Annotated in this window: 25 protein-coding genes; 15 read left to right on the top strand and 10 right to left on the bottom strand. The window is 72.8% G+C overall.

Annotation, left to right across the window (positions count from 1 at the left end; genetic code table 11):
• The first annotated feature begins 1 nt into the window (after position 1).
• Positions 2-1,519 carry a tripartite tricarboxylate transporter permease gene (locus AVL61_RS03530; RefSeq protein WP_058872963.1) on the top strand — a complete coding sequence of 506 codons (1,518 nt, stop codon included), beginning with the start codon at positions 2-4 and terminating at the stop codon, positions 1,517-1,519.
• 192 nt (positions 1,520-1,711) lie between these two features.
• On the opposite strand, the gene AVL61_RS03525 is transcribed toward AVL61_RS03530, so the two are convergent.
• The 6 genes from AVL61_RS03525 to cspE all read right to left on the bottom strand — a co-directional run bounded on the left by AVL61_RS03525 (position 1,712) and on the right by cspE (position 6,124).
• On the bottom strand, positions 1,712-2,299 hold the full coding sequence (locus tag AVL61_RS03525; protein ID WP_058872962.1) for a hypothetical protein: 588 nt from the start codon (positions 2,297-2,299) through the stop codon (positions 1,712-1,714).
• A gap of 204 nt (positions 2,300-2,503) precedes the next feature.
• The gene (locus AVL61_RS03520) at positions 2,504-2,962 is read right to left on the bottom strand and encodes a class F sortase (RefSeq protein ID WP_231738267.1); all 459 of its coding nucleotides are present in this window, start codon (positions 2,960-2,962) and stop codon (positions 2,504-2,506) included.
• A 256-nt stretch (positions 2,963-3,218) separates the two neighbouring features.
• Positions 3,219-3,728 carry an excalibur calcium-binding domain-containing protein gene (locus AVL61_RS03515; protein ID WP_157571277.1) on the bottom strand — a complete coding sequence of 170 codons (510 nt, stop codon included), beginning with the start codon at positions 3,726-3,728 and terminating at the stop codon, positions 3,219-3,221.
• A gap of 158 nt (positions 3,729-3,886) precedes the next feature.
• Positions 3,887-4,687, bottom strand: a complete 801-nt coding sequence (nagB, locus tag AVL61_RS03510; protein WP_058872960.1) for a glucosamine-6-phosphate deaminase — start codon at positions 4,685-4,687, stop codon at positions 3,887-3,889.
• A 68-nt stretch (positions 4,688-4,755) separates the two neighbouring features.
• Positions 4,756-5,667: a phosphotransferase gene (locus AVL61_RS03505; protein ID WP_058872959.1), complete on the bottom strand. Its 912-nt coding sequence runs from the start codon at positions 5,665-5,667 to the stop codon at positions 4,756-4,758.
• A gap of 250 nt (positions 5,668-5,917) precedes the next feature.
• The gene (gene cspE / locus AVL61_RS03500) at positions 5,918-6,124 is read right to left on the bottom strand and encodes a transcription antiterminator/RNA stability regulator CspE (RefSeq protein ID WP_058872958.1); all 207 of its coding nucleotides are present in this window, start codon (positions 6,122-6,124) and stop codon (positions 5,918-5,920) included.
• A gap of 268 nt (positions 6,125-6,392) precedes the next feature.
• Between cspE and AVL61_RS03495 the strand changes: the two genes are divergently transcribed.
• The 5 genes from AVL61_RS03495 to AVL61_RS03475 all read left to right on the top strand — a co-directional run bounded on the left by AVL61_RS03495 (position 6,393) and on the right by AVL61_RS03475 (position 10,712).
• Positions 6,393-7,148, top strand: a complete 756-nt coding sequence (locus AVL61_RS03495) for a 5-oxoprolinase subunit PxpA (RefSeq protein ID WP_058873221.1) — start codon at positions 6,393-6,395, stop codon at positions 7,146-7,148.
• Positions 7,149-7,214: 66 nt separating this feature from the next.
• Positions 7,215-7,454: an acetyl-CoA carboxylase gene (locus tag AVL61_RS03490; RefSeq protein ID WP_058872957.1), complete on the top strand. Its 240-nt coding sequence runs from the start codon at positions 7,215-7,217 to the stop codon at positions 7,452-7,454.
• Positions 7,455-7,457: 3 nt separating this feature from the next.
• Complete coding sequence (locus tag AVL61_RS03485) at positions 7,458-8,858, top strand: acetyl-CoA carboxylase biotin carboxylase subunit (RefSeq protein ID WP_058872956.1); 1,401 nt, start codon at positions 7,458-7,460, stop codon at positions 8,856-8,858.
• Positions 8,855-9,763, top strand: coding sequence for a 5-oxoprolinase subunit B family protein (locus AVL61_RS03480; protein WP_058872955.1), 909 nt, complete (start codon positions 8,855-8,857; stop codon positions 9,761-9,763). Before AVL61_RS03485 ends, AVL61_RS03480 begins: the two co-directional genes overlap by 4 nt.
• A complete protein-coding gene (locus AVL61_RS03475) occupies positions 9,747-10,712 on the top strand; it encodes a 5-oxoprolinase subunit C family protein (RefSeq protein ID WP_058872954.1) in 966 nt (321 codons plus the stop codon). The genes AVL61_RS03480 and AVL61_RS03475 overlap by 17 nt, the downstream gene beginning before the upstream one ends.
• A 127-nt stretch (positions 10,713-10,839) precedes the next feature.
• Here AVL61_RS03475 and AVL61_RS03470 read toward each other — a convergent pair whose 3' ends face one another.
• Positions 10,840-11,682, bottom strand: coding sequence for a creatininase family protein (locus AVL61_RS03470; RefSeq protein ID WP_058872953.1), 843 nt, complete (start codon positions 11,680-11,682; stop codon positions 10,840-10,842).
• A 168-nt stretch (positions 11,683-11,850) separates the two neighbouring features.
• Between AVL61_RS03470 and AVL61_RS03465 the strand changes: the two genes are divergently transcribed.
• Positions 11,851-12,705, top strand: a complete 855-nt coding sequence (locus tag AVL61_RS03465) for an urea carboxylase-associated family protein (RefSeq protein ID WP_058872952.1) — start codon at positions 11,851-11,853, stop codon at positions 12,703-12,705.
• A 341-nt stretch (positions 12,706-13,046) separates the two neighbouring features.
• Here the strand turns inward: AVL61_RS03465 and AVL61_RS03460 are convergent, their stop codons facing one another.
• Together AVL61_RS03460 and AVL61_RS03455 are read right to left on the bottom strand one after the other, a co-directional pair.
• On the bottom strand, positions 13,047-14,396 hold the full coding sequence (locus AVL61_RS03460) for a permease prefix domain 1-containing protein (protein WP_058873220.1): 1,350 nt from the start codon (positions 14,394-14,396) through the stop codon (positions 13,047-13,049).
• Positions 14,396-14,758, bottom strand: coding sequence for a PadR family transcriptional regulator (locus AVL61_RS03455; RefSeq protein WP_058872951.1), 363 nt, complete (start codon positions 14,756-14,758; stop codon positions 14,396-14,398). The genes AVL61_RS03460 and AVL61_RS03455 overlap by 1 nt, the downstream gene beginning before the upstream one ends.
• A 169-nt stretch (positions 14,759-14,927) precedes the next feature.
• On the opposite strand from AVL61_RS03455, the gene AVL61_RS03450 reads away from it, so the two are divergent.
• Entirely contained in the window at positions 14,928-15,500 is a 573-nt protein-coding gene (locus AVL61_RS03450; RefSeq protein WP_058872950.1) for a GIY-YIG nuclease family protein, read from the top strand.
• Positions 15,501-15,644: 144 nt separating this feature from the next.
• Here AVL61_RS03450 and AVL61_RS03445 read toward each other — a convergent pair whose 3' ends face one another.
• Positions 15,645-16,439 carry an IclR family transcriptional regulator domain-containing protein gene (locus AVL61_RS03445; RefSeq protein WP_058872949.1) on the bottom strand — a complete coding sequence of 265 codons (795 nt, stop codon included), beginning with the start codon at positions 16,437-16,439 and terminating at the stop codon, positions 15,645-15,647.
• A gap of 191 nt (positions 16,440-16,630) precedes the next feature.
• Here AVL61_RS03445 and AVL61_RS03440 point away from each other — a divergent pair, with 191 nt between their 5' ends.
• The 7 genes from AVL61_RS03440 to AVL61_RS03410 all read left to right on the top strand — a co-directional run bounded on the left by AVL61_RS03440 (position 16,631) and on the right by AVL61_RS03410 (position 23,014).
• Complete coding sequence (locus AVL61_RS03440) at positions 16,631-17,851, top strand: CaiB/BaiF CoA transferase family protein (protein ID WP_058872948.1); 1,221 nt, start codon at positions 16,631-16,633, stop codon at positions 17,849-17,851.
• Entirely contained in the window at positions 17,851-18,669 is an 819-nt protein-coding gene (locus AVL61_RS03435) for a citryl-CoA lyase (RefSeq protein WP_058872947.1), read from the top strand. Before AVL61_RS03440 ends, AVL61_RS03435 begins: the two co-directional genes overlap by 1 nt.
• A gap of 34 nt (positions 18,670-18,703) precedes the next feature.
• The gene (locus AVL61_RS03430) at positions 18,704-19,684 is read left to right on the top strand and encodes a DODA-type extradiol aromatic ring-opening family dioxygenase (protein ID WP_082696929.1); all 981 of its coding nucleotides are present in this window, start codon (positions 18,704-18,706) and stop codon (positions 19,682-19,684) included.
• On the top strand, positions 19,681-20,046 hold the full coding sequence (locus AVL61_RS03425; RefSeq protein ID WP_058872946.1) for a hypothetical protein: 366 nt from the start codon (positions 19,681-19,683) through the stop codon (positions 20,044-20,046). Before AVL61_RS03430 ends, AVL61_RS03425 begins: the two co-directional genes overlap by 4 nt.
• A 30-nt stretch (positions 20,047-20,076) precedes the next feature.
• The gene (locus AVL61_RS03420; RefSeq protein ID WP_058872945.1) at positions 20,077-20,607 is read left to right on the top strand and encodes a DoxX family membrane protein; all 531 of its coding nucleotides are present in this window, start codon (positions 20,077-20,079) and stop codon (positions 20,605-20,607) included.
• Positions 20,608-20,666: 59 nt separating this feature from the next.
• Entirely contained in the window at positions 20,667-22,124 is a 1,458-nt protein-coding gene (locus AVL61_RS03415; RefSeq protein WP_058872944.1) for an amidohydrolase family protein, read from the top strand.
• 71 nt (positions 22,125-22,195) lie between these two features.
• Positions 22,196-23,014 carry a hypothetical protein gene (locus AVL61_RS03410; RefSeq protein WP_058872943.1) on the top strand — a complete coding sequence of 273 codons (819 nt, stop codon included), beginning with the start codon at positions 22,196-22,198 and terminating at the stop codon, positions 23,012-23,014.
• Positions 23,015-23,283 lie beyond the last annotated feature (269 nt).

Here is a 23,283-nt window from a genome sequence, read left to right as displayed (position 1 = left end):
CATGGACGCTTTCTCCGAACTGCTCAACGGCTTCGCCAACGCGCTGGAGCCGCAGTACCTGCTCTTCGCGGCCGTCGGCGTCACCATCGGCACGCTGGTGGGCGTGCTGCCGGGCATCGGTCCGGCCCTGGCGCTGGCCCTGCTGCTGCCGCTGACCTACGGCTTCGACCCCACCGGCGCGCTGATCATCTTCGCGGGCATCTACTACGGCTCCCTGTACGGCGGCGCGATCACCTCGATCCTGTTGAACACCCCGGGCGAGGCCGGGTCCGTGGCCACGGCCATCGACGGCTACCCCATGGCCAAGGCCGGCCGCGCGGGGCCCGCCCTGGCCACCGCCGTCATGGGCTCCTTCTTCGCGGGGATCATCTCGACGCTGGGCCTGACCTTCCTGGCCCCGCTCGTGGCCAACCTGGCCAAGTCCTTCCAGGCCACCGACTACTTCGCCCTGATGGTGCTGGCGTTCGTCTCGGTCACCGCCCTGGTGGGCAACTCGATCATCCGTGGCATGGTCAGCCTCTTCGCCGGGCTGTTCATCGGCCTCATCGGCCTCGACTTCCTCACCGGCCAGCAGCGCTTCACGTTCGGCATGCCCGAGCTGCTGGGCGGGGTGGACATCGTCATCGTGGTGATCGGCCTGTTCGCCGTCGGGGAGGCGCTCTACGGGCTGGCCCAGCTGCGGCTGGCCAAGGCCGAGGCGGCCGTCGAGTTCTCCGGACGCGTCTGGCTGGACAAGGGGGAGCGCAAGCGGGTCTGGAAACCGTGGATCCGGGGCGGTCTGCTCGGATTCGTCTTCGGCTCGATGCCGACCGGCGGCTCCGAGGTTCCCACGTTCCTGTCCTACAACCTGGAGAAGCGGCTCTCCAAGCACCGCCACGAGTTCGGCAAGGGCGCCATCGAAGGCGTCGCCGGCCCCGAGGCCGCGAACAACGCCTCCTTCTCCGGGGTGCTGGTGCCGCTGCTGACCCTGGGCATTCCCACCTCGGCCACCGCGGCGATCATCCTGAGCGCCTTCCAGATCTACAACATCCAGCCCGGCCCACAGCTGTTCGAGAACTCCCCGGACCTGGTGTGGACCCTGATCGCGAGCCTGTTCATCGGCAACCTCATGCTGCTGGCGATCAACCTGCCGCTGGTGAAGCTGTGGGTGAAGCTGCTCTCGATCCCGAAGACCCTGCTGTACACCGGGATCCTCGTCTTCGGCGTGCTGGGCGTCTACTCGATCTCCGGCAGTCTGGTCGAGGTGCTCATCGTCTGCGTGATCGGGGTGGCCGGGTTCTTCATGCGGGTGTACGACTTCCCGGTGGCCCCGGCGATCATCGGCTCCATCCTGGGACCCATGATGGAGACCCAGATGCGGCGGGCCCTGTCGATCAGCCAGAACGACTTCTCCGTCTTCTTCACCCGTCCGCTGACCGTGGGTCTGCTGCTCGTGGCCCTGGCGGTCCTCGTCCTGCCCTCGGTGCTGCCCAAGATCCTGGGAAAGCGCCGCAACGCCGACGAGGTGGGCGCGGAATAGGTCTGACGCTCCGCGGCTGCTTCCGCCCCTCGCCGACCGGCTCCGGCCCCCGAAGGACCACGGCACCGCTGGAGGGCGTCCCCCGCAGGCCCCGGGGACGACCGACGGTGGACGGCGCCACGCCGCCCGGCCCCGAGGGCCGGGCGGCGTGGCGGTGGGTCCTGCGGGGCGCCCGGCGGGCGCCGGGGCGGATCAGGCCATGCGCGGCGGCGCGAACCAGTGCTTGACCGGGGCCTTGAACGCGGTGACGAGCCACAGCACGTTGACCACGACCAGCAGCAGCCCGAGGACCGCCCCGATGATCCCCGTGCCGCTGAGGCCGACCATGGCGGTCGTCAGCAGCCCGAGGAGCACCCCGAGCGTGCTGAGGATCGCCAGGACGATGCCCAGCACGCGCGCCCAGTTCTTGCCCTTCTTGAGGAACACGTAGACCAGGGCGTAGAGGGCCAGGGCGACCACGATGACGACCACGGAGAAGATCACCCCCACGCTCTGGGTCTGGGCGATCTGTTCCGGGGTCAGGCCCGACTGCTCGTACGTGGCGGACATGTCCGCGCTCGAGGTCGTGATCAGCCCCAGCACCTGGTTGACCAGGTAGATCGCGGCCGAGACGAGGGTCAGGGTCAGGAGCCGCTTGACCTCGGGCGGGGCGGCGCCGGGGCGCCCGCCGCCGTACTGGCCGCCGCCGTACTGGCCGGCTCCGTACTGGTCGCCGGACGCCTGGTACTGCGGCGGGCCGCCGCGGGGGTCCTCGGGCTGCTGGGGATACGGGTTGCTCATGGAGATCTCCTTCGGGAAAAGGGGTACGGACAGGGCACAGGGAGCGCCCTCCCATCCTCTCCCACGGTGTGCGATCGCACCTCCGCCGGGAGGACGAGGCGTGTCCCGTCCGAGGCCCACGGACCCGCGAGATTGCACCTGTCGGCGACCTCGGTGCCCGCGGTCGCCGACAGGTGCGATCTCGCGGAAAAGATCGAGGGAGGATCAGGCGGCGAGCCGTGCGTAGACCACGTAGTTGTCGTCGAACAGGCCGGTGGCGGGGTCGTAGCCATCGCACGTGATCAGGCGCAGCTCCGCTCCCGCCGTGTTGCCGTACACGGCCCGGGTGGGGAAGGCGTTCTTGGCGTACTGCTCCCCGCGCTCGACGACGAACACCGCCGTGCTGCCGTCCTCCCGGTCGATCTCCACGGTGTCGCCGGGGACGAGGCCGCGCAGCCCCGCGAAGACGCCGGACCCGCCCCCGGTGGCGTTGACGTGGCCGAGCAGCACGGCCGGCCCCCGCTCCCCCGGCGTGGGCGACGAAGTGTACCAGGAGGCCGGGGCCCCGGGATGGGTGGGCGGCACCTCCAGGGAGCCGTCCGGACGCAGGCCCAGGTGCAGCAGCCCGGAGGAGGCGCCCACGGCGGGGATCCGCACCGCCACGGGCGCGGATTGCGCGAGCACCGGCGGCTGGGCCTCCGGCGCCGGAGCGGCGTCCGGGCCGGGAGCCGCCGTGCCGGGAGCGGCCGTCGGGGCGGGCGCCGGCGTCTGCGTCGGTGGGGCGGACACCGACGAGGACGCGGACGACGGCGGGGCGGCGGGCTGCGCGGGGGACCCGCCCGCGCAGCCGCTGAGCAGCAGGAGGGCGGCCGCCGCAGGGACCAGGCGGTCCCTGCGACGGCCGGCGGTCGGAACCGTCACGAGGACCGGCCCCGCCGCCCTACGCCCGGCCGGCGCGGCGCCGGCGCACGGCCACCGCCGCGCCGGCGGCCCCCAGGACCAGGAGGCCGGCGGCGGCGGGACCACCGGTCGCGGCGCCGTCCTGCACGGCGGCACCGGTGTCGGCGCCGCCCACGGGGACCTCGCCCACCTGGGTGTACGGGTCCGCCCCGGGCACCTCGCCGGGCTGGGCGTCCGGTCCGGGGCCCGCGCCGGGGATCCAGTCGACGATGGTGTGGGTGTATCCCCCCGACTCGTTCTCCACGGGGATGCGGGTCGGGTCGTAGGTCCACTCGGCGCTCTCGCACACGATGCCGTCCCCGTCGTCGTCGACGAGGCTCGCGCTGTAGCTGACCGAGCCGACGGGGATGTTGTGGACTCCGTAGCCGGCCGCCGTGGCGCAGTCGGTGAAGACCATCGGATCACCCGGTGCGGCCGCCGCCGGTGCTGCGGTCAGGGCCGCGAGCCCGATCGCCGTCGCCACTGCCGCGCCCGCTGCACTGTGCTTCATGGTGTCCCCTCGATTCTGGAAGTGCTGGTTTGCAAGCGCATCGTAGGCCGGGCACGGCCGCGCCGTCAGTGGCCGAATCGTGATGTTCGCCCGGGCGAACCGCCGAGGTACCGGCCGTCCGGGGCCGGCCGGCGGCATCGTGACGCCGCCGGCCGGCTTCATGACGCGGCCGCGGGACTCCCCGGCACGGCCCCATCCCCCCGGTCCGGGACAGGACGGTGGTGGTGCGGGAGCGTCAGCGCGCTCGCGGCGGCCTCGTCGAGGACCAGCGTGGCGTGCGGGTGGAACTGCAGCACCGACGCCGGGCACCGGGCGGCCACCGGCCCCTCCACGGCCGCGGCGACGGCCGCCGCCTTGCGCTCGCCCTGGGCGACCAGGAGCACCCGGCGGGCGTCGAGGATCGTGCCCAGCCCCTGGGTGAGGCAGTGGGTGGGCACGGCGTCGGGGCCGTCGAAGAAGCGCGCGTTGTCGGCACGCGTCTGCGCGGACAGGGCCGTGACGCGGGTGCGGGAGGACAGCGACGAGATCGGCTCGTTGAACCCGATGTGACCGTTGGTGCCGATCCCGAGGATCTGGAGGTCGATGCCGCCGGCCGCGGCGATGGCCTGCTCGTACTCCTCGGCGGCCTCCGCCAGGTCCGGGCGGGAGGCCTCGGGCACCCGCACCCGCGAGGACGGCAGGCCCCAGGGGCGGGCGATCTCCCGGTCCAGGTAGGCGGCGTAGCTGCGCGGGTGGCCGGGCGCCAGGCCGACGTACTCGTCGAGCGCGAAGCACGTGAGCCGTCCCAGCTCGAGCGAGCCCTCCGCCCGCCGCCGGGCCAGTTCGCGGTAGATCCCGACCGGCGACGAGCCGGTGGCCACCCCCAGCACGGTGTCCGGCTGCGCGGCGATCCGGGCGGCGACGACGTCGGCAGCGTGCCTGCCGACGTCCGCCGCGGTCGGCACGATGACCACGTCCATCGAGCACCTCCCCCTGTGGGCTGGGACGTCCATTCTGCTCGGACCCCTGCCCGGGGATCCAGCGGGGTTCAGGCGTCCGGGTCCAGCTGGGACACCGCGTGCCGGACCACGGCGCCGAAGTCCGGGCCGGCGCCGGGGTTCGCGGCCACCGCCGCCGTGTAGAGGGCGGCCCAGGCGGCGGCGCGGCGCCACACGTCGTCGTCGTACCGGCCGGTCGTGTCGGCGATCCTGCGGAAGGCGGCGCGCTGGGGCGCGTCGAAGGCCAGCCACGCGCCGGCGAGGTCGGACGCGGGGTCCCCGGCGCAGACGTCCCCGAAGTCGAGCAGACCTGCCAGCCGCCCGTCCCGGTGCACGAGGTTCCACGGGTGGGGATCACCGTGCAGCCAGACCGGCGGCCCGGGCCACGGGGCGGCGCGCAGGCCGTCGTCGACGAAGCCGCGGAGCCGTTCGGTCCGCCGGTCCCCGAGGGCTGCGGCCGCCGCCGGCCACGGTGGCGGCGCGGTGCGGAGCCGTGCGCCGAGCGGGACGCCCCGGTGGGGGTTGCGCGGAGCTTCCGCCGGAGCCGGCCGGTGCACCGCGGCCAGGGCGTGCGCCAGGTCCGCCGCGAGCCGGCCGCGGCGCGCCACCGGGAGGGTGGCCACGGCCTCGCCGTCGATCCAGCGGACCACCGCCCAGGGCCACGGGTACCCGGCCCCGGGCCGGCCGCGGAACACCGGCCGGGGCACGGCGATCCCCAGCGCGGCCAGCGGCGCGCCCGCCACGGCCGTCCACCGCGCCTCGTGCAGCAGGCACGGGACGGCGGCACGGCGCACCGGCAGGCGCACCGCGTGCGCCGGGCCGAGCCGGAACAGCGCGTTGTCCCAGCCCTGCGCCACCGGCGTCAGGGACCGGTCCAGGAGCCCGCGCAGCTCCTGCGGCAGCTGGGCCTCGAGCAGGCGGCGGACCTGGGCAGCGGTCGGCTGCACCTCGACCTCGGGCATGCTGGCCCCTCCTCCCGGCTGCGTCGGCTCGAGCGCACCCTACTCCGGAGCGCCGGAACGGGCAGCCGGAACGAGCGCCGGAACGGGTCGTCGGAACGGGTCGCGGGAACCACGTCGCGGGACCGGGGCCCGGCGCCGGAACGGGGCGGACAGCAACATCGCCACCCGGCCGGAGCCGGGTGGCGATGTCAGGTCGGCGGCGGGGCGCTCAGCCCCGTGCCGGAGATCTCACGAGGAGATCAGGGCGTCATCACGCAATGACGGTGATGTTCGCGGCCTGGGGGCCCTTGGGGCCGTCCTGGGTCTCGAACTCGACGCGCTGGTTCTCCTCGAGGGAGCGGAAGCCGCCGGAGTTGATCGCGGAGAAGTGCGCGAACACGTCCTTGGAGCCGTCCTCGGGGGTGATGAAGCCGAAGCCCTTGTCGGCGTTGAACCACTTCACGGTGCCAGTAGTCATGGGGAACCTGTCTTTCTGGGAAACGGAGCGTCCCCGGCGATCGGGGTGCTCGGGCGTTGCGATGCCTGCCAAAACGTCTTCTCAGAAAAACTGCTGCGCCCGGAGTCGGGCGAACTGCTTGAACTGCAAGAACGAAACTTCAACAACTGGTCATGACTGTACAGGTGTTCGGTGAAAAGCACAGTGACGGCCCCCACGTGCCCCGCGCCCGCACCGGGAGCGCTCCGGAATCGTTCCCTCCGGCGCCCCGCGTCCCTAGGCTGTGACCATGGCCACACCAGAGACCCGCACCCGGCCCACCGTCAACTCGGACATGGGCGAGGGGATCGGCCTGCACCGCTTCGGCAACGACCCGGAGCTGCTGCAGATCGTGGACCTCGCCAACGTCGCCTGCGGCTTCCACGCCGGGGACCCGGACATCATGTCCGCGACCGTGGCCGCCGCCGTGGCCCACGACGTCGCGATCGGCGCCCACCCCTCCCTGCCGGACCAGTGGGGCTTCGGCCGCCGCGCCATGGTGCTCACGGCGGAGGAGGTCGAGTCGCTGGTCCGCTACCAGGTGGGCGCCCTCACCGGCTTCCTGCTCCAGCACGGGGCGGACCTGCACCATCTCAAGCCGCACGGCTCGCTCTACGGGATGGTCGCCAAGGACCCGGCGCTGATGGAGGCGGTCGCGGCGGTGGCCGCCGACTACGGCGTGGACGTGCTCGGGATGGCCGGCACCGCGCACGAGTCCGTGTGCGCCGAGCGGGGCGTGCCGTTCGTGGCCGAGCTCTACGTGGACCTCGACTACAACGCCGAGGGCGGGCTGATCATCCAGCGCACGCCCCACGCCACCGATCCGCGCGCCGCCGCCGACCGGGTGACGCAGGCCCTGACCGAGGGGGTGGTGCGGGCCGAGGACGGCACGGAGCTGCCGATGCGCTTCGAGTCCGTCTGCGTGCACTCCGACGCCCCGGGCGCGCCCGCGGTGGCCCGCGCCGTCCGCGAGGCGATCGACGCCCACCCGGCACCGGGCGCCTGACCCGACCCGCCCGGACCCGCTGCTCCCCGACCCTCGTCACCCGACCCGACCGAAAGGACCCGCACCATGGCCGAGATCCAGTCCCCGCTGCCCGGCGTCTTCTACCGCCGCCCCTCCCCCGACAAGGACCCGTTCGTACGGGACGGCGACCCGGTGGAGACCGGGCAGGTCATCGGCCTCATCGAGGTGATGAAGCAGTTCTCGGAGGTCCAGGCGGACACCGCCGGCACGCTCCGGGCCTTCGAGGTGGAGGACGGCGACATGGTGAACCCGGGGGACGTCATCGCCGTCGTCACGGAGAGCTGAGCCGTGCCGATCGCCACGCTCCTGGTGCCCAACCGGGGCGAGATCGCGGTCCGGATCCTGCGCTCGGCCCGGGAGCTGGGCCTGCGCACCGTCCTGGCGGTGAGCGAGGCGGACCGGGAGTCGCTGGCGGCGGAGCTCGCCGACGAGGTGGCCGTGGTGGGGCCCGCCCCGGCGCAGAAGTCCTACCTGGACGCGGAGGCGCTCGTGGCCGCCGCCCTGGAGCACGGCTGCGACGCGGTGCACCCCGGCTACGGGTTCCTCTCCGAGAACGCCGCCTTCGCCCGGCGCGTGCAGGAGGCCGGGCTGACGTGGGTGGGCCCGTCCCCCGACGTCATCGACCTCATGGGTCACAAGACCCGGGCGCTCGAGGCCGCGATCGCGGCCGGAGTGCCCGTCCTCGCCGGCTCGAACGGTCCCCTCGAGGGCGACGACGACGCCGTCCTGGCGCTGGCCCGGGAGGTCGGCTACCCGCTCGTCGTCAAGGCCTCGGCCGGCGGTGGCGGGCGCGGCATCCGGCTGGTCCGCGCCGAGGAGGACCTGCTGCGGACCGTCGACACCGCCCGCTCCGAGGCCGGGGCGAGCTTCGGGGACCCCACGGTGTACCTGGAGCGGTTCGTGGAGCGGGCCCGGCACGTGGAGGTCCAGGTCCTCGGCGACGGGCACACGTTCCTGCACCTGGGCGACCGCGACTGCTCCCTGCAGCGCCGCTCCCAGAAGATCGTGGAGGAGGCCCCCGCCCCGGACCTGCCGGACGAGGTCCGCGAGCGCATCCGGGACTCCGCCGTGAACCTGGCCCGGCTCTGCTCCTACACGGGGGTGGGCACGGTCGAGTACCTCTACGACCCCGTCCGGCACGAGGCGGCGTTCATCGAGATGAACACCCGCCTGCAGGTGGAGCACCCGGTCACCGAGTTCGTCACGGGCGTGGACCTGGTCGCCGAGCAGCTCACGATCGCCTCCACCGGGCGGACGCGGCTGCGGCAGGAGGACGTCGTCCTCGACGGGCACTCCGTGGAGTGCCGGATCAACGCCGAGGACCCGGAGAAGAAGTTCATGCCGAGCCCGGGCACCATCAGCCGCCTCGACTGGCCGGAGGGACCCGAGTACCGCGTGGACACCGGTGTGCGCGCCGGGGACGTCGTGGCCCCGTACTACGACTCCCTGCTGGCCAAGCTGATCGTGCACGCCGAGGACCGGGAGACGGCCGTGCAGCGGATGGGCGCGGCCCTGGCCGCCACGCACGTGGAGGGGATCAGGACCACGGTGCCGCTGCTGCGGCGGCTCGTCCTGGACCCGGAGTTCGCAGCCGTGGCGCACCACACCACCTGGATCGAGACCGAGCTGCTGGGCGACCGGCCCAGCGGCGTTCCCGGCGACACACCCGACGAGGGGAGCGCACCATGACCGAGACCCTGTACCTGCCCACCGCCCGGTACACGTGGGGCGGTGACGAGTTCCTGTTCGTGGAGTTCGACGAAGCCATGAACCTCACCGCCAACTACCTGGCCACCACTGTGGCGCAGGGGCTCACCGCGCTGGACCTGCCCGGCGTGGTGGACGTCTGCCCCGCCAACGCGTCCCTGCTGGTGCGCTTCGACCCGGACGTCCTCGAGGCCGCGGACCTGAAGCGCCGCACCCAGGAGCTCGAGGGCCGGGCCCGCGAGTCCACGCAGTACACCGTCGAGACCCGGATCATCGAGGTCCCCGTCTGGTACCAGGACCCCTACACCGCCGAGGTCGTGGCGCGCTTCCGGGAGGGCTACCACCAGGATCCCTCCGGCACCGACCTCGACTACGCCGCGAAGGTGAACGGGCTCGCGGACGCCGCCGAGTTCATCCGGCGCCACCACGAGTCCCCGTGGCTGGTGTCCATGGTAGGGTTCGTGGCCGGGCTGCCGTTCATGTACCAGCTCGTGCCCCGTGACCGGCAGCTCGAGGTGCCCAAGTACCTCAGCCCCCGCACCGACACCCCTCCGCTGACCGTGGGGCACGGCGGCTGCTTCGCCTGCATCTACTCGGTCCGCGGGGCCGGCGGCTACCAGATGTTCGGCATCGCCGCCGCCCCCATCTACGACCCCGGACAGGTCCTGCACGACTTCCGGGACTTCCTCATCCTGTTCAGACCCGGGGACCTCGTGAAGTTCCGGCCCGTCGACGAGGCCGAGTACCGCTCCATCCAGCAGCAGGTCGAGGACGGCACCTGGCGGTACCGGCAGGCGCCCGTGACCCTCGACGTCGAGGCCGCGCTGGCCGATCCCGACCGCTACAACCGCACCCTCCTGGAGGCCCTCGATGGCGCTGACGATTGAGCAGCCCGGACTGCTGACCACCGTCCAGGACCAGGGGCGGATCGGGTACTACCACGTGGGCATCCCGCAGGGCGGGGCCATGGACCAGGAGTCCGCGCAGGCGGCGAACAAGCTGGTCGGCAACACCGCGGCCGAGGCCGTGCTCGAGTGCACCTACACGGGACCCTCCTTCACCGTGGACGCCCCGACGACGGTCGCGGTGACCGGCGCGGACGTCCCCGTGCTGGTCAACGGCGAGGAGCACCCGGCGTGGCGGCGGCTCGAGCTCGTGGCGGGGGACGCCGTGCGGTTCGGGGTGCTCCGCGGCGGCGCCCGCTTCTACCTGGCGGTCCGCGGCGGCATCGACGTGCCGGAGGTGCTCGGCTCACGCTCCACCTACGCGATCGGGCGGCTGGGCGGGGTGGAGGGCCGGAAGCTGGAGGCCGGGGACGTGGTGCCCGTGGGCGAGCCCACCGGTCTGCTGCCCGAGGTCGAGGAGATCCCGGAGCGCCTCCGGCCCGCCTTCGGGAGGTCGTTGGAGCTGCGGATCATGTGGGGCCTCTACGACCACCTGCTCACCGAGGAGGGCCGGCGCCGGCTGGTCGAGGAGGAGTGGCGGCTCACCCCCGTGGCCGACCGCATGGGCCTGCGCTTCGAGGGCCCCGGCGTGGAGTGGATCCAGCGGGAGCAGCCCTTCGGCGCCGGCTCGGACCCCTCCAACATCGTGGACGCCGGCTACGCCGTGGGCTCCATCCAGGTCCCCGGCGGCACCCAGCCGATCGTGCTGCACCGGGACGCGGTCTCCGGCGGCGGCTACGCCATGGTGGGCACCGTGATCTCCGCGGACATGGACCTGCTGGCCCGGGCCGCCCCGGGCACGGTGACCCGGTTCCGGGCGGTGCCGATGGAGGAGGCGCTGCAGGCGCGCCGGGAGCGGGCCGAACGGCTGGAGGAGATCTGGGCGCTGTGACCGCTCTCCGGGCCGATCGTGCCGTCCCGGAGGAAGGACTCGCGGGCTGCTCCGGAAGTTCTGGAGCGGACCGCTCCCGCTCAGCGGGGTGGGCGCCGGCCGGTGCCCGCCCCGGCGGCGAGAGCGGTCAGGCGGCCGGGCCGGCGCCGACGGGCCCGTCGTAGCTCCGCAGCCAGTCGACGAGCTCGCAGAGGCGGGCCACGATGTGGTCGTGGTAGCGGCGCCCCTTGTCCTCGTCCAGGCCCAGGGAGGAGCTGAAGCTGCCGGTCGGGGTGAAGCGCCGCTGCTCGTCGCCGGACCAGATGATGTCCACCCCGTCGGGGGCGGGCCCGAACAGGTCGTCGCCCACGAAGCCGCCGAAGACCTGCTGGAAGTCCACGCCCGCGCCGGTGAGCCGGTCGGTCCGCACGGAGCCCGGGATCCGGTGGTGGACGTGGGAGAGCTCGAGCTCCCCGGCGTGGTGCTCGTTCACCTCCTTGATGGAGGGCGCGGCGGAGCGGGCCAGGTGCAGCGGGTCGGCCACGGCGAACAGCACACCGGGCAGCTGCTCCTCGTGCAGCTCGCGCAGCGAGGTGGTCAGCGCGGGCAGGTTGGAGCCCTTGTGCCCGTTGATCAGCACGATCCGGTCGAACCCGTGCCGGGCCAGGCTCCGGCAGATGTCGCGGACCAGCAGCGAGAGCGTCCCGGCCGAGATGCTGAGCGTCCCGGGGAACCCGGCGTGGTGGGTGGAGTCCCCGTACCAGATCGGCGGCGTGCACAGGACGCCGGTGCGCTGGGCGACGTCCTCGGCCAGGGTGATGGCCACGTAGGAGTCGACGCCCAGCACGCCCGCGGGCCCGTGCTGCTCGGTGCTGCCCACGGGCACGAGCGCGATCCGCTCCCGCTCGAGGTAGCCGGCGACCTCCTCCCAGGTGAGGTCCTGCATCCAGACGGACGGCAGTCCGCCGGCGGTCTCCGACGACTCGGTCATGGTGGCCTCCTCCGCTGCGGGCACCGCTGTGCCCCTGGGGCCGACTGTAGGCCTCTCGGGCGCCGGGGTCACGGTTGCTAGGGTCGGAGCAGAACGGACAGCGCCCCGGCGAGCACGGCCGTCGTCGTCACGCCCCGGCGATCCCCACCCGGCAGGCAAGGACACCCCATGGCACCGAACCCCGACCCGCGACTCACCCAGGCCGCCTACCAGGGCGCGGCCCTCGAGGTCGACCGGGACTTCTACGGGCGCATCGGCGCCGAGACGGACCGGCGCACCCTGGTCCGGGAGCTGACCGTGCCCATCCGCTCGGGCGCGGCGTGGGAGGTGCCGGCCGGGCACGTGTGCCGCATCGCCACCGTGGAGGGCCCCCAGGTGGGGGACCTGAATCTCTGGAACCGGCACGACCCCCGGGAACGGTTCTGGGCCTCCCGCACCCGGCAGCTGCAGGCCGCCCACGTGAGCACCTTCGACCGGCTGTGGTCCACCCTGCCGTTCCTGCGCCCGATGGCCACGATCGTGGGCGACACCCTGGCCGGCTACGGGGTCGACGCCGAGGGCGGGCGCGTGCACGACACCCTCGGCACCCGGTGCGATCCCTACGTCTCGAGCATGCTCAACGGCGTGGACTTCGACTACCACTGCCACTCCAACCTCGTCCGGGCCGTGCTGCCCTGGGGCCTCACCGAGTTCGACGTCCACGACGTGCTCAACGTCTTCCAGTGCACCGGGCTCAACGCCGACGACCAGTACTTCATGAAGACCTGCCCGGCCGCTCCCGGCGACCACTTCGAGTTCTTCGCCGAGCAGGATTTGCTCGTGGCGCTCTCCACGTGCCCGGGCGGGGACCTGTCCAAGCCGATGTTCGGCCCCGGCGTCACCGACCCCGTCGAGATCTGCCACCCCCTGGCCGTGACCGTCCACGCCCTCGACGACGAGCTGCTGCAGGGCTGGTCCGAGCCCGCCTCCCCGGACTACCGGGGCGCCCACGGGCTCACGCACCGGCCGTGGGGCACCGCCTGAGCCGGGGCGGGAGCCCCGATGAGGGAGGCCGGAGAAGAGAGCCCGGGGAGGGGCCCGGGGCAAGTCGGCGCAACTGTGGACAGGACATGGATCGATCAGGTAGTAACCCGCTGTTAGTATTGACGCATCACGCAGGTGGTCAGCCGGGGGGCTGAGCCGCCGCGTGAGGATCGCGTCGCAGCGACCGGCCGGAAGGCCGTCGGCAGGACGTCGATCATGATGCCGCCGTCCTGGTGGCAGCGGGCCTCGGACCGTTCGGTCAGTCGTCGGGGGGCGACTCCCCTGCCACCGGGACGCGCAGGCCCCCGTCCGCACCACCACCCACCCGGGGAGCCCGCCGGTCAGGCGAAGCCGAAGAGCGGCGGGAAGACCACCACCACGATCGCGGCCCACACCCCGTAGACCGGCAGGTAGCGGGTCTGCCAGCGCTCCAGCACGGCGAACGGCCGCCGCCCCCGCAGGCACCCGGCGCTCAGCCAGCCCGCCCGGAGCAGGTGCACCAGCAGCAGCAGGTTCAGCCCGAGCGCGGCGATCTTGTTGGGGCTGGAGCCGAACTCGGCGATCCGGGTCAGCATGGCGGTCAGCATCACCGCGTCGACCGCCAGCGCCGCGACGACGAGCACCAGCTGCAGGCCGTCGAAGAGACCGGGCGGCTCGAGCGGGTCCCGGGCGGAGATCGAGTAGAGCAGCAGGGCCAGGACGAGCACCAGGATCGCGTCCATGAGGATCAGCAGCCCGCGGTCGACGTCGACCAGCCCGCCGGCCGCTGTGAGCACCGCCAGGAGGGCCAGCAGCATGACGATGGTCAGCGGCGTGAACACGCGCGTGAGGACGGGAGCGATGTTCTCCACGACGTTCTGCTTGGCCTCGACCAGCCACGCGGCCACGACGAGCGCCCCGGGCACCGCGAACGGCAGGATCCAGTCCTCCATCACCGGCTCCAGGTCGATGCCGACGACCTGCAGGGCCCCGAACGTGAGCCCCACCAGCACCGCCCCGCCCAGGGCCAGGAGCGTGTAGTAGATCACGAGCTCGCCGGTGAACCGGACGAAGTCCATCCGCCGGCCGTCGGAGCGCCACCTCCCGCCGACATAGGCCACTCCGGCCAGCAGCCACAGCACCACCGGGGCGTGCAGGGCGGCGAGCAGCTCCGTGGACCCGCCGGGAGCGAAGGGGTAGACGTTGAGCACGACCGCGAGCACCGCGAAGGGGACGAGCAGCCCCACCAGCACGCGGGCGGTGAGCCGGCGCTTCCACGCGAAGTACGCGCCGAGGAAGGGCAGCACGAGCAGGCCGAGGTTGCGGGCCAGCACCGCCTCCTCGCCGGACCAGGCCATGCCGGCCCGGACGGCCAGCCCCGCGCCGACTGCGAGCGCCAGGACGATCCCCAGCTCCCGCCACGAGGGCGCGCCGGCGTCCCCGGCGTCCTCGGGCACGAGCACCAGCTGCTTCCACAGCCGCTCGGAGTGCTCCCGGGCGAACTCGTGCGAGACGGCGTCGAGGTTGCCCATGCGCTTGATCGCGACGAGGAAGGCCTCGTCGTCGTCGAGCCCGGTGGCCCTCAGGTCCGCGACCTGCTCGCGCAGGTGGTCCTCGAGCTCGTCGACGTCGGCCGGGGAGATCGCCTGGCGGCGCTGGACGTAGCCGCGCCACCGCCCGATCTGGGCCTCCCGCTCCGCGTGCAGCTCCATCACGCCCACCTCTCCGTCGTGGCCGGCGGCTGCTGCGCGGCCTGCCACACCTGCCGCAGCGCGTCCGCCACCACGGTCCACTGCTCCTGCCGGTCGGCGAGCGCGGCCCGGCCCGCCGGCGTGATCGCGTAGTGCTTGCGCCGGCGCCCGGCCTCGGACGTGCCCCACGAGGAGGACACGTAGCCGAGGCGCTCGAGCCGGTGCAGCAGGGGGTAGAGCATGCCGTCGGTCCACTGCATGGAGCCGCCGGAGAGTTCGCTGACGCGCTTGAGGATCGCGTAGCCGTACAGGTCGCCGTCCGCCAGGATCCCCAGCACGAGCGGGGTGGCCGAGGCGGCGACCAGGTCCTTGTCGATGCGCATCGCGCCTCCTATACCTAGTTCTGTTAGGTATTGAACCCTAGCAGCGCTAGGTATGGCAAGGAGGCGCCGGGAACGACGCCGCGGAGGGCACGGACTGGGCACCGAGCCCTCCTGCCCCTACAGTCGAGAACACGTTGCGAATGGAAACACATGCGGAAGGTGGTGGCCCGTGAGCACGCAGCTCCCTGAGCCCGGCCTGGCCGGACTGCCGCTCAGCACGCCGCTGGAGGCCGAGGTCTACCGCTCCCGCGGCGTCTACGCCTGGTGGCTGGACACCGCCCGCTCCCCCTCCCCGGAGGCCGCGGGGCTGCGGCTGCCCGAGGTGCCGCGGCTGCGGCACGCCTCCGGCCGCGCCGAGCTGCTCTACGTGGGCCGCGCCCGGCGGGACCTCCACAAGCGGATCACCGGCCAGCACCTGCGGCGCACCCGCTCCTCGGCGCTGCGGCGCACGCTGCTGGCCGTGCTCCTGCCCGGGGACCCCTCCTGGCGGGCGGGCGCGGCCGTGGACGGGCGGGGCCGGGTGGTCCTCGACGCGGAGCACGAGCAGCGGCTCACCGCCTGGATGCAGGAGCACCTGCTCCTCGGCTGGGCGCGGTGCGAGACGAAGGACGAGGTCGACGCCCTCGAGCAGCGCTGGATCGCCGTGCACCAGCCGGTGCTCAACACCGAGGCCACCAGGCACGGGCCCGAGCTGACCGAGCTCAAGCGGGTCTTCCGCGAGGGCCTGCCCGTCCGGACCTGAGGCTCCTGAGGAGCGGCCCGGCAACGGCGCAGGACCGGCGCTCAGCCGGACAGCCCTGACGGGCGAGCCCGGCCGGTGCGCCGCGCGGCCGGCGGGGTCGCGGGCATCGACCCGCGCTCAGCCTCGCGACGGGCCCGCCCGCGCTCAGCCGTCGCGGCGGGGGCGCCGGCGCCAGGCGGCCCAGTCCGCGGAGATCGCGTCCGCGGTGCGCAGCAGGTGGGGCAGGTACTCGTCGGTGAGCGTCTCGAGCGGGGTCTCCGCGGCGTGGACCGTGATGTTGACGGTGGACTCGACCCGCCCGGACTCGTCCGTGACCGGCGCGGCGATGGAGCGGACCCCGGGGGCGAGCTCCTCGTCGGCCACGGCCCACCCCCGCTCCCGCACGAGCTCGAGCTCCTCGAGCAGCCGCGCACGATCCACGGGACGGGTCCGGACGGAGGACCGGGACGGCGTGTCGAGGGCGGCGTGCACCTGCGCGGCCTCCAGCCCGGACAGCAGCACCTTGCCCTGGGAGGTCACCGCGGCGGGGAACCGGGTGCCGAGCTCCACGCGCAGGGCGATGATCTTGGGCACGGACACCCGCGCGGTGTAGACGATGTCGGCGCCGTCGAGCTGGGCCATGGAGGAGGACTCCCCCGTCCTGCCCACCAGCGCCTCCAGGTGGGGCCTGGCGATGTCCCAGAGCCCCAGGGAGTCCACGTAGGACATCCCGAGATCGACGACGCGGACGGTGAGCTGGAACTCCCGGTCGACCTGCCGGACGAACCCGAGCTCCTTGAGGGTCAGCAGCAGCCGGTGCGCCGTGGGCCGGGCCAGCCCGGTCGCCGAGGCCACCTCGGTCAGCGACATCCGCGGCCGATCGGCGCCGAAGGCCTGGATGACGTCCAGCCCCCGGGCGAGCGCCTCGACGAAGCCCGCGGTCTCACTGCGACCCGACATGTCCGCCCTCTTCCGTCCGTGGTGCCGCGCCCCCGGTGAGCGGCGCAGCCACCAGTCAGTGTAGGCACCCGCACACCGGACGCCTGTCGCTCGCAGTCAACCCTTGACACGTCACCGAACATGGACGAGAGTGATCTCCAACACAACGGACATCTATCCGCATAGCGGACACCAGACTTTCGGAGGCGCTCGTGAACAGCACCGAGGACCCGCCCGTCGGCGCGGCCCGCCCGCTCGAAGGGGTGGTGGTCGCCGATTTCTCCCGCGTGCTGGCCGGCCCGTACGCCACGATGCTGCTGGCCGACCTCGGGGCCGAGGTGATCAAGGTGGAGGGCCCGGCTGGGGACGACACCCGCACGTGGGTCCCGCCGGTCCGCCCGGACGGGGTGTCGACCTACTACACCGCGATCAACCGCGGCAAGAAGTCCGTGGTCCTGGACTTCACGGACGCCGACGACCTGGCCACGGCCCAGGCACTGGCTCGGCGGGCCGACGTGGTGATCGAGAACTTCAAGCCCGGCGGCCTGGAGCGCTTCGGCCTGGACTACGCCGCGGTGGCCGAGGCCAACCCGGCGGTGGTCTACTGCTCGATCAGCGGCTTCGGCTCCGCGGAGGGTGCCTCGCTGCCGGGCTACGACCTCATCGTCCAGGCCATGTCCGGGCTGATGAGCCTCACGGGCGATCCGGACGGATCGCCGTTCCGGGCGGGGATCAGCGTCTTCGACGTCATGGCCGGGCTGCACTCCGCCGTCGCCGTCCTGGCCGCCCTGCGCCACCGGGACGCCACCGGGACCGGTCAGCACCTCGAGGCCAGCCTGATGGCCTCCGCGATGAGCGGGCTGGTCAACCAGACCGCCGCCTACGTGGCCGGCGGGGTGGTGCCGCACCGGATGGGCAATGCCCACCCCAGCCTCTTCCCCTACGAGCCGCTGCCCACCGCCGACGACGACCTCATCGTCACCGCGGGCAACAACGCCCAGTTCCGCAGGCTGTGCACGGCGCTGGGCATCCCCGAGGTCGCCGAGGACCCCCGGTTCGCCGAGAACGGCGACCGCACCGCGAACCGGGAGCAGCTGCGCCCCCTGCTCGTGGAGCAGCTGCGCAAGCACCCCGCGAAGCACTGGTTCGCCGAGCTCAACGAGGTCGGCGTGCCCAACGGTCCCATCAACACGATCGGGCAGGGCGTCGAGTACGCCAAGGAACTCGGCCTGGAGCCGGTGGTGAGCGCCGGCACGGGCGAGCGGGCGGTGCCGGTGGTGCGCCACCCGGTGACGTTCTCGGCCACCCCGCCGCGCTACGACCTGGCCCCGCCCGAGCTGGGCGAGCACACCGACCAGGTCCGCGCCTGGCTCAGCACGCCGGAGGCCACCCCGACCACCGCCACGACCACCGTTCCGCGGAAGGAGTCCTGATGACCACCGAGCCCGAGCCGGCACTGCGCTTCCCCACGTCCCTGGGCACCTCCAGCGCCACGGAGATCCGGCTGCTGGGCCAGGACCTGGCCCAGGACCTGATGGGCAAGGTCGGCTTCGGCGAACTGGCGTTCTGGCTGGTCGCGATGCGCCGGCCCACCGCCGGCGAGGTGCGGGTCTTCGAGTCCGTGCTCGTCGCCCTGGCCGACCACGGCTTCACCCCCACCGCCATCGCCGCCCGCGTCACCTATCTCAGCGCCCCGGACTCCGTGCAGGGCGCGATGGCGGCGGGTCTGCTCGGGGGCGGGTCCCGCTTCCTGGGGGTGACCGAGGACTGCGGGCAGTTCCTGGCCGCCACCCTGGCCGCCCGCGAGGGCGAACTGCCCGGCACCGACGCGGAGTGGGACGAGATGGCCGCGAAGGCCATCCGTGCCCAGAAGGCGGCCGGGAAGTTCGTGCCCGGCCTGGGCCACCCCAACCACAAGGATGGCGACCCGCGGACCCCGGTGCTCATCGGCATCGCCGAGGAGGAGGGGCTGCGCGGCCCGCACCTGCGGCTGTTCGAGGCGATCGGGCGGATGAGCGGGCCGGTCCTGGGCCGGCGCCTGCCGCTCAACGGTGCCGGGGTCTGCGGGGCGGCCCTGGCCGACCTGGGCCTGCCCACCGACCTGCTGCGCGGCTTCGCCCTGCTGGCCCGCTCGGCCGGGCTGCTGGGCCAGATCGCCGAGGAGAAGCGCCACCCGATCGCCCAGGACATCTACACGGCCGTGGACCGCCACGCCGTCTACGTCGAGCCCGGCGAGACCCCGAACGCCTGAGACCCCGAACCACCCGAGCAGGAGAAGACGACCGATGGCTGATCTGACGGCCGTGCTGGCCAGCACGCACCACCCGTTCTACCTCCGGGCCACCACCGACCACTCCGAGAACCGGATGCCGCAGGCCGACGAGTGGCAGCGCAAGGTCGAGGCCTACCGCGACACCCTGACGGCCGCCGAGCCGGACGTGCTGGTGATGGTCGGCGCCGACCACTTCCACCAGTTCTTCCTGGACAACTACCCGACCTTCCTGATCGGCAAGCAGGAGAAGTACGACGCGACCTTCTACAACGAGGTCCGTGAGTTCGGGCTGCCCGAGTACCTGCTCGACGGCGACGTGGAGCTGTCCAACCACCTGCACGAGGAGCTGCTGGAGGCCGGCTTCGACTTCTCCTTCAGCCACGAACTGAAGATCGACCACTCCATCGTCTGCCCCATCATCACCGTGCGCCCGGAGGCCGATCTGCCGGTGGTGCCCATCTACACCAACATCTTCGCCCCGCCCCTGCCCTCCCCGAAGCGGTTCTGGGACCTCGGTCGGGCCATCCGCAGGATCATCGACGCATGGCCCTCCGACAAGAAGGTCGCCGCCATCGGCACCGGCCACCTGTCCCTGGAACTGGGCGGGCCCCGGATGTTCGGCGAGCACGGCCCGGACCCGGCGTTCGACGCGAAGGCCATCGAGTGGCTGTCCACCGGCAACATCGAGGCGATCCTGGCCGACGTCACCCACGAGTCCATGGCCGCGGCCGGCAACGCCACCCACGGGTTCATGGACCTGATCCTCATGATGGGCATCGCCGGCCCCGAGGAGGCCGACTACGTGGACCAGCTGGACCTCTTCCACACCCGGGAGATGTTCATGACCTGGTACCCGGGCAAGACCGAGCAGCAGGCCGCCGCGGCGGCCCGGGCCGCCGCGTCCTCCGGGGCCGTCCTCGGTCCCGTCCGCGCCGGGCAGGACACCGGGCAGGACTCCGCGAAGGACTCCGTGAAGGAAGGTGCGTCGGCATGAGCAAGTACTACGTCAACAAGTTCCTCTACACCGTGGACCGCGACCCCGCCTGGGTCGCCCGGTACAAGGCGGACCCGGCGGCCGCGATCACCGCGTGGGAGGAGGAGGTCGGCACCTGGCTCAATGCCGCGGAGAAGACCTCGTGGCTGTCCTTCACCGAGGACGAGCGCCGGGCCCTGGAGACCTACGACTACGAGTGGCTGTTCGCCTACGGCGCCCACTTCTTCCTCTACCTCACCCTGTTCATCGGCCTCTTCGACGAGGACTGGGCGCGGGAGTTGGGCCCGCTGTCCTACCAGCGGAATTGGGCGAAGCGGCTCGAGGCCTGGACCGGCAAGCCCTATCCCTCCGTGGCGCTGTAGGCGCCCGGACGGTCGTGAACGGAGGTCGTCATGGACGAGGGCATCCTGCTCCTGCGGGTCCTGCTGGGCCTGGTCCTGCTGGCCCACGCCGCGCAGAAGTCCCTGGGCTGGTTCCAGGGCCTCGGGCTGTCGGTGATGGCCGGGGCCTTCGAGTCCCTGGGACTGCGTCCGGGGCGGCCCATGGTGCTGATGGCCAGCATCACGGAGGCCCTGGCCGCGGTCTCCCTGCTGCTGGGCCTGCTCACACCGCTGGGCGCCGCGGCCGCCGCCGGGACGATGGCCGTGGCCGGCGCCACCTCCCAGCTCAGCGCAGGCTCCTTCTGGAACGCCCGGAAGGGCGGTGAGTACCCCTACGTGCTCGCCGTCGCGGCCCTCGTCCTGGCCTTCACCGGCGCCGGCGCCTGGTCCGCCGACGCGTGGCTCGGCGGCGCCGCTCCGGGACTGGCCCCGTTCCTCGGCGGCACGGGGATCGGCGCGGCCGCGTTCCTGCTGGCCGCCGTCGCCGCCCTGCTCTTTCTGTGGCTGGTCCTCCGCCGCAGCCCCGCGGCGCGCCCGGGGTGAGCCCAGCCCGTCCACCCGTCCTGCAGCACCCACCAGCACCCACCAACCAGGAGTCGACCGTGACCGCTGAAACCCGCACACCCGCCCCCGGCCAGCCCGTCGTGTTCCGCCACGGCACCGTCCTGACGATGGACGCGTCCAAGCGGGTGCTCACCGACGCCGACGTCCTCGTCGTCGGCGAGAACATCGAGGCCGTCGGTCCCGCCCTGGAGGTCCCCGAGGGGACCTTCGAGATCGATGCCTCCGGGGGCGTGATCATGCCCGGGATGATCGACACGCACCGGCACATGTGGCAGACCGCGATGCGCGGCTACGGGGCGGACTGGACGCTGACCCAGTACTTCGTCTGGTACTACCTCGAGCACGGGACCGCGTTCCGCCCCGAGGACATCGCCGCGGGCAACCTGCTCTCGGCCTACGACGCCCTGGACGCCGGCGTGACCACCAGCGTGGACTGGTCCCACGGGCTGAGCACCATCGACCACGCCGAGGCCGCGCTGGAGGCGCTCGAGGGGACCGGCGGGCGCTTCGTCTTCGCCCCCGGCAACATCTTCGCCGGGCCCTCCGAGTGGAGCGCGTCCCCGGACTTCAAGAACTTCGTGGAGCGGCGCAACCCGCGCTCCGACATGCTGAAGTTCCAGCTGGCCTTCGACGTCACCGGTGACCCGTCCTTCCCGGAGAAGGGCGCCTTCGAGGTGGCCCGGGAGCTGGACCTCCCGGTGACCACGCACGCCGGGGTCTGGGGCGCCACCAACGACGACGGCGTGCGGCTCATGCACGAGCACGGCTTCATGACCCCGGGCACGGTCTACGTCCACGCCGCGACCCTCAGCCACGACTCCTACCAGCGCATCGGCGCGACCGGCGGGTCCGTGTCCCTGTCCACGGAGAGCGAGCAGAGCTGCGGGCAGGGCTACCCGCCGTCCTGGGTGCTGCGCCGGCACGACATCCCGATGTCCCTGTCGATCGACACCAGCGTGTGGTTCAGCAGCGACCTGTTCGTCGCGATGCGCGCCACCCTCGGCGCCGACCGCTCCTACGAGCACCTGCGCGCCCACGAAGCCGGCGAGACCGTGACGCACTCGGCCCTGCGCGCCGAGCACGTGGTGGACTGGGCCACCCGCGGCGGGGCCACCGCGCTGTCGCTGGACCACGCGGTGGGCAGCCTCGAGCCGGGGAAGAAGGCCGACGTGGTGCTCATCAAGAACGACGCCTCGCCCGCGTCCTTCCCGATGCTCAACCCCTACGGCCACGTGGCCCTGCAGGCCGGCCGTGGCGACGTGCACACGGTCCTGGTCAACGGCCGGACGGTCAAGCACGAGCACCGCCTGGTCGACGTCGACCTGCGGTCCCTGCGCTCGAAGGTCGAGGCCACCGTGGAGCACCTGCGCGCCACCCTCGGCGAGGAGGCCTGGGAGAAGGGGATGAACCCCGACATCCCCGAGACCAGGATCCTGGACAACCCGTACATGTACACCGACTACCGGGACGCCTCCACCCACGCGAAGGCGACCTGACAGGCCCCGCGACACCCAGGACGCGGCGGTAGAATGGGCGGCCAGGAAGCACGTGGTCGTCGGGGGCCGTCATGAAGAACACCGGGAGCAGCAGCGGCGCCACCGTATGGGTGGTCCTGATCGCCGTGGTGGTCTTCTTCGGCCTGTTCCGGTTCCTGCTCCTGGGCGGGGCGGCCCTTCTCGGCCTGGCCCTGGCCGGGCTGCTCGTCTGGCTCAGCGCCGGCTTCATCACGAGCCGGACCCGCGCCACCCGGCAGACCGCTCCCGACGACGACGCCGACGGGCCACCGGCCGGTCCCCGCTGGTCCGGGCAGCCGTCCGCGGAGGAGGCCCGGGCGGCCGGAGCCTCCAACATGCGCACGGCCTGGATCTCGTGGCACCTCCGCTCCCTGCCCCGGCCGGAGGAGAGCAGGGACGCGCGGCTCCTCACCGGGACCCTCTCCGTGGTGCCCCAGGCGGACTGGGACGCGGACCGGCTCCGGCAGCACGGCCGGGCACTGTGGTCCCTGCGCGGCAGCGCGCGACGCCACGGCCTCATCGACCAGGTGGACGCCCGCCTGGACCGGGTGGTCGCGATGATCTCCGACGCGACCGACGAGGAGTTCGACACCAGCCTCGGCCAGGTCAACGACCAGTACCTGTACCACCCGGACCGGGCCGTCCGCGCCGCCTACCTGGAGGGCGGCGCGCTGGGCGTGGAGCACATCATGGACGCCGTCACCGCCGCCCGGGCCCAGGCCCGCGAGGACGCCGCCACGAGAGCCGCCGCGGAGTCCCTCGCAAAACAGCGCACCGCCGCACTGCGCGCCCTGCGGGAGACCCGCCGGCCCACCGAGGACCGGGACGCCCGCGCCGCCTGGGAGGAGGAGGCCCGGAAGCTCGAGGAGTGACCCGGCAGCATCGGGCCGATGGTGGTGCCCCTGGAAACGCAGAGGCCAGCGACTCCTATGGACAAGAAGACGCCCCGGTACGAGGTCGGTCTCACTCACGCCTTCGACGAGCTGGTGACGCCGAACTCTGACGGCACCTACAGCATTCGCCTTCCGGGCGACGGGAATCGCGTCATCGTGGTGCCCTCGAGATCGAAGGCCGAGATCATCGCCGAGGCCGAGGCGTTGCGGATCAAGCTTTCCGCCGCCCGACAGAGCCCAGCACCAGG

The sequence above is a fragment of the Kocuria rosea subsp. polaris genome, from assembly GCF_001483755.1.
Classification (GTDB): Bacteria; Actinomycetota; Actinomycetes; order Actinomycetales; family Micrococcaceae; genus Kocuria; species Kocuria cellulosilytica.
Note: the sequence above shows the minus strand (reverse complement) of the source record. Positions and strands in the feature narration are given on the sequence as shown.